This is a genomic window from Nostoc sp. UHCC 0251, from assembly GCF_034932245.1.
In the GTDB taxonomy this organism is placed as follows: domain Bacteria; phylum Cyanobacteriota; class Cyanobacteriia; order Cyanobacteriales; family Nostocaceae; genus Nostoc.
In genome coordinates this window covers 1-7,507 of the sequence record NZ_JAYGHD010000165.1, presented here as the reverse complement: position 1 = coordinate 7,507, position 7,507 = coordinate 1, and the positions used below count along the sequence as shown (strand labels likewise).

Annotated in this window: 6 protein-coding genes and 1 pseudogene; 2 read left to right on the top strand and 5 right to left on the bottom strand. The window is 44.6% G+C overall.

Translation table 11 applies throughout. The features are described from left to right. Nucleotides 1-137: 137 nt before the first annotated feature. Together VB740_RS16310 and VB740_RS16305 are read right to left on the bottom strand one after the other, a co-directional pair. Nucleotides 138-647, bottom strand: a pseudogene (locus tag VB740_RS16310) (SnoaL-like polyketide cyclase); the annotation flags it as partial. A 188-nt stretch (nt 648-835) separates the two neighbouring features. Then, entirely contained in the window at nt 836-1,561 is a 726-nt protein-coding gene (locus VB740_RS16305) for a pyridoxine 5'-phosphate synthase (RefSeq protein WP_323201012.1), read from the bottom strand. Nucleotides 1,562-1,807: 246 nt separating this feature from the next. On the opposite strand from VB740_RS16305, the gene VB740_RS16300 reads away from it, so the two are divergent. Both VB740_RS16300 and rdgB read left to right on the top strand, forming a co-directional pair. Continuing rightward, nucleotides 1,808-3,244: a phosphoglucomutase/phosphomannomutase family protein gene (locus VB740_RS16300; RefSeq protein ID WP_323201011.1), complete on the top strand. Its 1,437-nt coding sequence runs from the start codon at nt 1,808-1,810 to the stop codon at nt 3,242-3,244. Nucleotides 3,245-3,421: 177 nt separating this feature from the next. Next, nucleotides 3,422-4,000, top strand: a complete 579-nt coding sequence (gene rdgB / locus VB740_RS16295) for an RdgB/HAM1 family non-canonical purine NTP pyrophosphatase (protein WP_323201010.1) — start codon at nt 3,422-3,424, stop codon at nt 3,998-4,000. A 358-nt stretch (nt 4,001-4,358) separates the two neighbouring features. Here the strand turns inward: rdgB and VB740_RS16290 are convergent, their stop codons facing one another. The 3 genes from VB740_RS16290 to thiD form a co-directional block, all read right to left on the bottom strand. Continuing rightward, the gene (locus tag VB740_RS16290) at nt 4,359-4,697 is read right to left on the bottom strand and encodes a P-II family nitrogen regulator (RefSeq protein WP_012410794.1); all 339 of its coding nucleotides are present in this window, start codon (nt 4,695-4,697) and stop codon (nt 4,359-4,361) included. Between the two features lie 359 nt (nt 4,698-5,056). After that, nucleotides 5,057-5,644, bottom strand: a complete 588-nt coding sequence (locus tag VB740_RS16285) for a hypothetical protein (RefSeq protein ID WP_323201009.1) — start codon at nt 5,642-5,644, stop codon at nt 5,057-5,059. Nucleotides 5,645-5,951: 307 nt separating this feature from the next. Next, the gene (thiD, locus tag VB740_RS16280; RefSeq protein ID WP_323201008.1) at nt 5,952-6,773 is read right to left on the bottom strand and encodes a bifunctional hydroxymethylpyrimidine kinase/phosphomethylpyrimidine kinase; all 822 of its coding nucleotides are present in this window, start codon (nt 6,771-6,773) and stop codon (nt 5,952-5,954) included. Nucleotides 6,774-7,507 lie beyond the last annotated feature (734 nt).

Genomic DNA, 7,507 nt, shown 5'->3' with positions numbered 1-7,507 from the left:
GTCAATTCTGAGTCTGAATGGCAAGACTTGCACTTGCATCTGACCGAGAGTTCAGTCTTTAGTGACAGTAATCTGCTGTCGGACTGGTTTAGTTATGTGCGGACTGATTACCGTGATTTACTAAACAACGAATCGCACTTGTATTCTCCGTTAAAATGCCCCCAATGCCGCCATTTGAATGTGACATTTGGTGGCCCTGAGTAAACTTCCAGGACTTCCCAAGGAAATCCTTGGGGAAATGTTGTATGGAAGACTTTTGCGGATGATTCAAAGCTTTCTTCTGAAGCCTTGTAATGTTCTGAATCAGCCATAAATAAATTGTAAGTACCTTGGGCTGATAAATCTGCTGCGGTGTACTCTACTCCGCCATTGGTACTTACGCGAAACTGTTCATTCACAATAGATAACCACTCTTGTGGGTTAGCTTTGAAAGATACCTCCATCTCGAAGGTTCGCACCAAGTTTTGCACGATCGCTTCCAGTGTACCTTCAAGGTGATTATAAGTACTTTCTTGAGCGAGATTCTCTTTGGAACGGGAATAATCAGGCGGTGTCTGATAGCGCCACTCGACATCAGTGCTTTCTGCTATCACCTTATCTCTATCCTGTACCCAAAGCGGCAGGTTGTTAGACTGTGTTGCGCTCATAGAAGTTTTTGCTGAAGGTTTGCTCTCAATTTCTAGATTTCGCAGTGACAACCCCTCTTTTAAGATACGGGAGTGGGGAGTGGGGAGTGGGGGAGGTAGGGGAAGTAGGGGAAGCAGGGGAAGTAGGGGAAGCAAGAAAAAATAACTAATTCTCAATGCCCAATGCCCCATTCCCCATTCCCCATTCCCTACTCCCTACTCCCTCTCATAGCTTCCTTCATCTCACGGACTGCCCTTTCCATACCTACTAATGCTGCCCGGCTGATGATGGTATGACCAATATTCAGTTCTTCCATACCTGGAAGCGCAGCCACCGGATAGACGTTCCAATAGGTGAGTCCATGACCAGCGTTGACTCGCAATCCAGCTTGAATCGCTTGTTCACACCCTTTAGCTAGTATGGCTAACTCTCGCTGGCGATTTGTTTCATCCTTAGCCTCTGCATATTGTCCGGTGTGCAATTCAATAAACTGCGCCTGTACCTTGACAGATGCTTCGATTTGTGATGACTGGGCGTCGATAAATAAACTAACTGGAATGCTAGCGCTTTGCAATTTATCGACTATCTCACTTATTCTAGCAATTTGGAGGGTAATATCTAATCCGCCTTCTGTTGTGACTTCTTCGCGCTTTTCGGGGACTAAAGTCACGTAATCTGGTTTGATATCGAGAGCGATCGCTAGCATTTCATCTGTAGCGGCCATTTCTAAATTAAGATGCGATCGCACTGTTTCTCGCAATATCCGCACATCCCTGTCTTGGATATGCCGCCGATCTTCCCGCAAATGCACTGTAATCCCATCTGCACCCGCTAATTCTGCCAGCACCGCCGCCGCCACGGGGTCTGGTTCCACTGTCCGCCGTGCTTGCCGGATGGTGGCGATGTGGTCAATGTTAACGCCAAGTGTAGGCACCCCAAGTTTCTCCCAAATCCACAGTCCTCAGATTTTGATTTTACCGGAAATACTGGTTTTGCGTAGCGAAGTAGTCAACCAATTTTGGATTTTAGATTGACGATAGCGTAAAAGATAGCTACCCAGGAGCGTCTTTTCTCACTTTTATGTTTAACATTATTAGTACATATTATTACTAGATTCTTTTTTTACTTTGTACACTGTATAAATGCTAGAATTTTCAACGTATACAGTTAGGATACTTAGATGCCAGTTGTAGCTAACTCAATCAAGTTTGGTACAGACGGCTGGCGGGGCGTTATTGGTGACGAGTTCACCTTTGAACGCCTAGCCCTGGTCGCGCCAGTTGCCGCAAAAGTATTATATAATACATACTTTTCTACAGTGGGTAGCCGAACAATAATTGTCGGTTACGATCGCCGATTCATGGCCGAAGACTTTGCTCGTGCTGTTGCTGATACTGTCTCCGCTGTCGGCTTTGATGTGCTACTGAGCGAAACTTATGCCCCAACCCCAGCTTATAGTTGGGCAGCAAAAGAACTCAATGCTTTAGGGGCACTGGTAATTACAGCTAGCCATAATCCTGGTAAATATTTGGGATTAAAAGTCAAGGGTTGTTTTGGTGGTTCGGTGCCGGAAGAAGTCACAAAAGAGATCGAAGCGCAGTTATCGGTTGGAGTACCACTAGCAGCTACTCCAGGGAAGCAAGAGAAATTTGATCCTTGGCCTAGTTATACCCAAGCATTAGAAGGTAAAGTTGATATTGCCAAACTTCGAGAAGCGATCGCTTCTGGCAAATTGACGTTATTTGCCGATGTTATGCATGGCGCAGCAGCTGGCGGATTGGCGAGACTACTAGGCAATCAGGTCAAAGAAATCAACTCAGAACGCGACCCCCTCTTTGGTGGTGGTGCGCCGGAACCCTTGCCGAAATATCTTTCTAAGTTATTTGAAGTCATCAAAACTCACCGAGACACAGATAAATCAGGTTTAACGGTGGGGTTGGTATTTGATGGAGACTGCGATCGCATTGCAGCAGTCGATGGAGAAGCCAACTTTCTAAGTTCCCAAGTATTAATCCCAATATTAATCGACCACTTAACCCTGCGGCGCGGCTTTAGTGGTGAAATAGTCAAAACTGTTAGTGGTTCCGACTTGATGCCCTTGGTGGCAGAACTACATAACCTGTCAGTGTTTGAGACAGCAGTTGGTTATAAATACATTGCTGACAGAATGTTAGTAGCAAAAGTGTTGCTGGGCGGCGAAGAATCGGGAGGAATTGGCTATGGCAGCCATATTCCCGAACGCGATGCCCTGCTGTCAGCATTGTACGTCCTAGAGGCGATTGTAGAATCTGGTTTAGATTTAGGTGAGTATTATCGCTACTTGCAAAAACAAACAGGGTTTATTTCAGCATATGATCGCATTGATTTACCCTTAGCAAGTATGGAAGTGCGATCGCGTCTTTTGCAACAACTGCAAACCCAACCCTTAACGGAAATTGCCGGGTTAAAAGTGATTGATTGCCAGACAATTGACGGCTACAAGTATCGCCTCGCTGATAAAAGCTGGTTAATGATTCGGTTTAGCGGTACCGAACCAGTTTTACGCCTCTACTGCGAAGCCCCGACAATTGAGCAAGTGCATCAAACTCTTGCTTGGGCGAAACACTGGGCGGAGTAAGATTAATTAGTCATTTGTCATTTGTTCTTTGTCCTTTGTCTTTGAAGTTTTGATGCCTGTAAGTACTTTCTGTGCCAACGCCGGAAATCGGCATTTAGACTTCTCTGTTTGTCCTTGGTAAATGACTAATGACCAATGACCAATGACCAATGACCAATGACTAATGACCAATGACTAATGACCAAATTACTCGTAGTAGCTACAGGAAATCCAGGTAAGTTGCGGGAAATGCAAGCTTATCTAGAAAATTCTGGTTGGGAATTAACCCTCAAACCTGAAGACTTAGAAATTGAAGAGACAGGCGAAACCTTTGCCGCCAATGCTTGTCTGAAAGCATCACAAATTGCTAAAGCTACAGGAAACTGGGCAATTGCTGATGATTCGGGCTTGCAAGTAGATGCTTTAAATGGCGCACCAGGGGTTTATTCTGCACGTTACGCCCCAACCGACTCAGAACGCATTGCTAGGCTATTGAGGGAATTAGATAACGAGGAAAATCGCCAAGCTCAATTTGTTTGTGCAGTAGCGATCGCTCGTCCTGATGGTGCGATCGCATTACAATCTGAAGGTGTTTGTCACGGCGAAATTCTCCATGCACCGCGTGGTAATGGTGGTTTCGGCTACGACCCAATTTTTTATGTGCAAGAGTTGCAATTGACCTTTGCTGAGATGACACGGGAGTTGAAGGGGTCAATTAGCCATCGAGGCAAGGCTTTTACAGCTTTACTTCCGCAACTTGAAAGAGTTAGGAGTTGAACCAATTCGCAATGGGCTAACGCCCCGCTTCGCTAACGCAATGGGCTAACGCCCCGCTTCGCTAACGCAATGGGCTAACGCCCCGCTGCGCTAACGCAATGACGCTCTCTACGAGACGCTAAAAGCGAACGCAGACTCGCTTTGCGCGTCGCTAATGCAATTACGTTTTGTGACGGGATTTAGATTTAGGCATCAAAACAAGCTGCCCTTCAAAGGCTAGGACTTAAACCCCTAAAGTTTGTTAAGAGCGGAGCCAAAGACGCTCCGCCTCCGGTTAGGAGTTAGGATTGATGAATTCCGCTAAATCTTCATTCATTGGTCCTGACTCACAACTCATAACTTTTAACTCATAGCTTTTTTAAACTGCTTCTGTGTTCTTTTCCCCGGTGCGAATCCGAATCACTTGCTCAACAGGCGAGATGAAAATTTTACCATCGCCGATTTCACCAGTGCGGGCAGCAGCAATAATTTTGTCCACTACCATATCAACTTGATTGTCATCAACTACGATTTCTACTTTGAGTTTTTGCAGAAACTCAACAGTGTACTCAGAACCGCGATACCGTTCAGTTTGGCCTTTCTGCCGTCCGAACCCCCGGACTTCAGAAACGGTCATGCCGACAATACCAGCATTAACCAAGGCAATTTTTACCTCATCTAGCTTAAATGGGCGGATAATAGCTTCTACTTTTTTCATCTTTTTGACTCCTGATTTCTACTAGCTTCGTTTATATATCTAACCAGATCCGCTGTCGGAAGCTGTAACTAGCAGTGCTTTTCCTAAAACATATGTAATAATTACCACTTTTTTAAAGTGTAGATGCTTTGCCTGAGGGTTTGGGGCATGAAAAGCGGCAAGGATTTATTAATTGGATAATGTTTGAGGTTCTAACATAAAGAAATTGCTGACAATTTAGCATTTTATGTAGCTTTTATAACCTAAAAATAAATAAATTCCGCCATTTAGCAGATATGCTCAGATATTTTTAGAGAGTGATTGCAGAGAAATTGCTCGGTAGCTTGAAAGGTTGGTGCTGCTGACTGTGGGAGTGTCAACTAACGCTTTTGATGTTCAAACAAGGGACGCACAACGAAATATCCAGCACTAAAGGCAGTAATCATGATTAACAATATGGTGATAATTAACCACCAGCCATTAAGTCCCTTGGCATCTGGCTCAGTAGTCGAATAATAACTTACTTGTTGCTCTTCTATAAAAACTGGTTCTGGTATCGGGAAATTCATTTCCATTACAGGTGGAGAATAGGCTTGGCGACGGCTTTTTTCGGGTGGATGCGAACGAGAAACCTGCTGAGGTGGACGTGCTTGTGTTACTGGCACTTTAGGGGCATTTTTAACGTCACCACAAGCTTGGGGGGCTTGGTGATAACTAGGCTTAGTCTGGGAATCCACAAACTTTTGCAAATGAGAAAAAGACTCAACGACTTTGGTAATTTCTTGGCGCAATAGTTGATTTTCTTGTGCTAATTGCTGATTTGTGGTGGTAAGTACATTTAGCTTTGCCTGTGCTGCTTGCAACTCTGTTGCCAATTCCCTGTATACAGATAGTGGTACAGAGGGAGGGTAGGCTTGAGTAGTTGGTGTTGGCGAATTCCTGTGAACAGAACCTATGGTTGTTCGCATCGGGGGCTTGGTATTAAAAATCAAGGTAAGTAGGTCGTACAGAGATGGTAACAAAGATAGTCATCCCTGAAACTATGCCCAAGAATAATAGAAAAATGTCGAAAGGGCAAAGATTTCTTATTGGGGGATTGGGGATTGGGCATGGGGCATGGGGCATGGGGCATTGGAAAAAGACAAGTCAGAGGGGGGAGACAAGAAAAAAACTTGGTTTTTTAATTCTCCCTTGTCCCCCTCATCTCCCCCTGCCCCCTGCCTCCCCTGCTTCCCCTGCCTCCCCTGCCAATCCTCTTGATAACTGACCACGAGGTTAATTTCGTAACAATGGGAAGAAATGTCCTACAGGGCCTTGGCCTTCGCCAATATCTAGGGCGTAAGTGAGTGCAGTAGTCACATACTCCTTTGCCTGTTGCACTGCCTGCCACAAGTCTTTTCCCTTGGCCAGATTAGCAGCGATCGCAGCTGATAGTGTACAACCTGTACCGTGAGTATTTTTTGTCTCTACTTGCTGGCAAGTCAAAACTTCCAACTTGTCCCCATCAAACCAGATATCAACGCCACGTAAATCTCCCTGCATACCTCCGCCCTTGACTAAAACAGCCTTCGTCCGTAAAGTCTTGTGAATAATTTCAGCAGCGGCTTGCATATCCTCCAAGAAATTAATTTGTAAACCGCTTAAAATCTGGGCTTCGTAGCGATTTGGCGTGATTATAACCGCCTTGGGAATAAGAGCATGGCATAGAGTCTTCACAGCATCATCATCAATCAACTGTGCCCCTGTACGTGACACCATTACTGGATCAACTACTAGATTATCAATTTGTAAAGCTTCCACCTGCTGGGCAACAGCAAAGATAATTTCCTGATTGAGCAACATTCCCGTTTTGGCAGCTTGTACGCCAATATCCTCAACTACTGCCTGAATTTGCGCCACAACAGCCTCTGTTGGCATGGCATCAACCCTCATCACTCCTAATGTGTTTTGTGCCGTCACGCAGGTTATAGCGCTAGTACCGTGGACACAGTGAAAAGCAAAGGTACGTAAATCAGCTTGAATTCCTGCACCACCACCGCTATCTGAACCAGCAATGGTTAAAGCAACAGGTATTCTGGAGTTTATTTCGGTGTTCATAGTTATGAAGATTCAGTGAGTTGGCGTCATCAAACCAAAATATCTCAAAGTATTGATGAACTAGCCTAACACCCTCTTCCCTTCTACCTTCTACCTCCTGAAAGCAATCTACTTACTGGCGAGATGATCTTTGGTTGGCGTAAGCGTTACGCAGGGAACATAGAGAAAGCATCGCTTCCAAAAATATTTCGAGAAAGTTCATCAAATCCTTGCACAAAGCGCTCTTCATTTCCCTATCACTCTGGAAATTAATCAGACTCGACCACGATACTCCATAGTTTTTCGCGTTTTGTTGTAAAAAAACGAACTAGATTCTGAGTATTTACTGATATCAATTGCTGTTTATAAAAGTTACTTTTAACTAAGTTCACAAAGCTCAGTTACACCGATTACAACAGGTTCGACAGTTGTTACATTAGCCCCCTTAAGTTAAGGGGTAAACCTACTAAAGTTTCAACCAATTCAACTTTGACCACTGTAACTTTAAGTCCTCAGTTATCAGCGAAGGATGCATTTTACCATGCCGATTTGGCAACTTCCTAACCTAAGATAACGGGCCAAGTTCAGAGCAATTACTATGCAAATTTATGATCATCCTATCGAAATATAGCAGACTGATTTGCAAAAAGCAGCGATGTCTACGCGGCTGCAACAAATGAGGATGCAAGTATCCAAATCCTCTGACTTTTCACGTTATGTGGAAAAGTCCACCAAAAACCTAACCCCCTAACCCC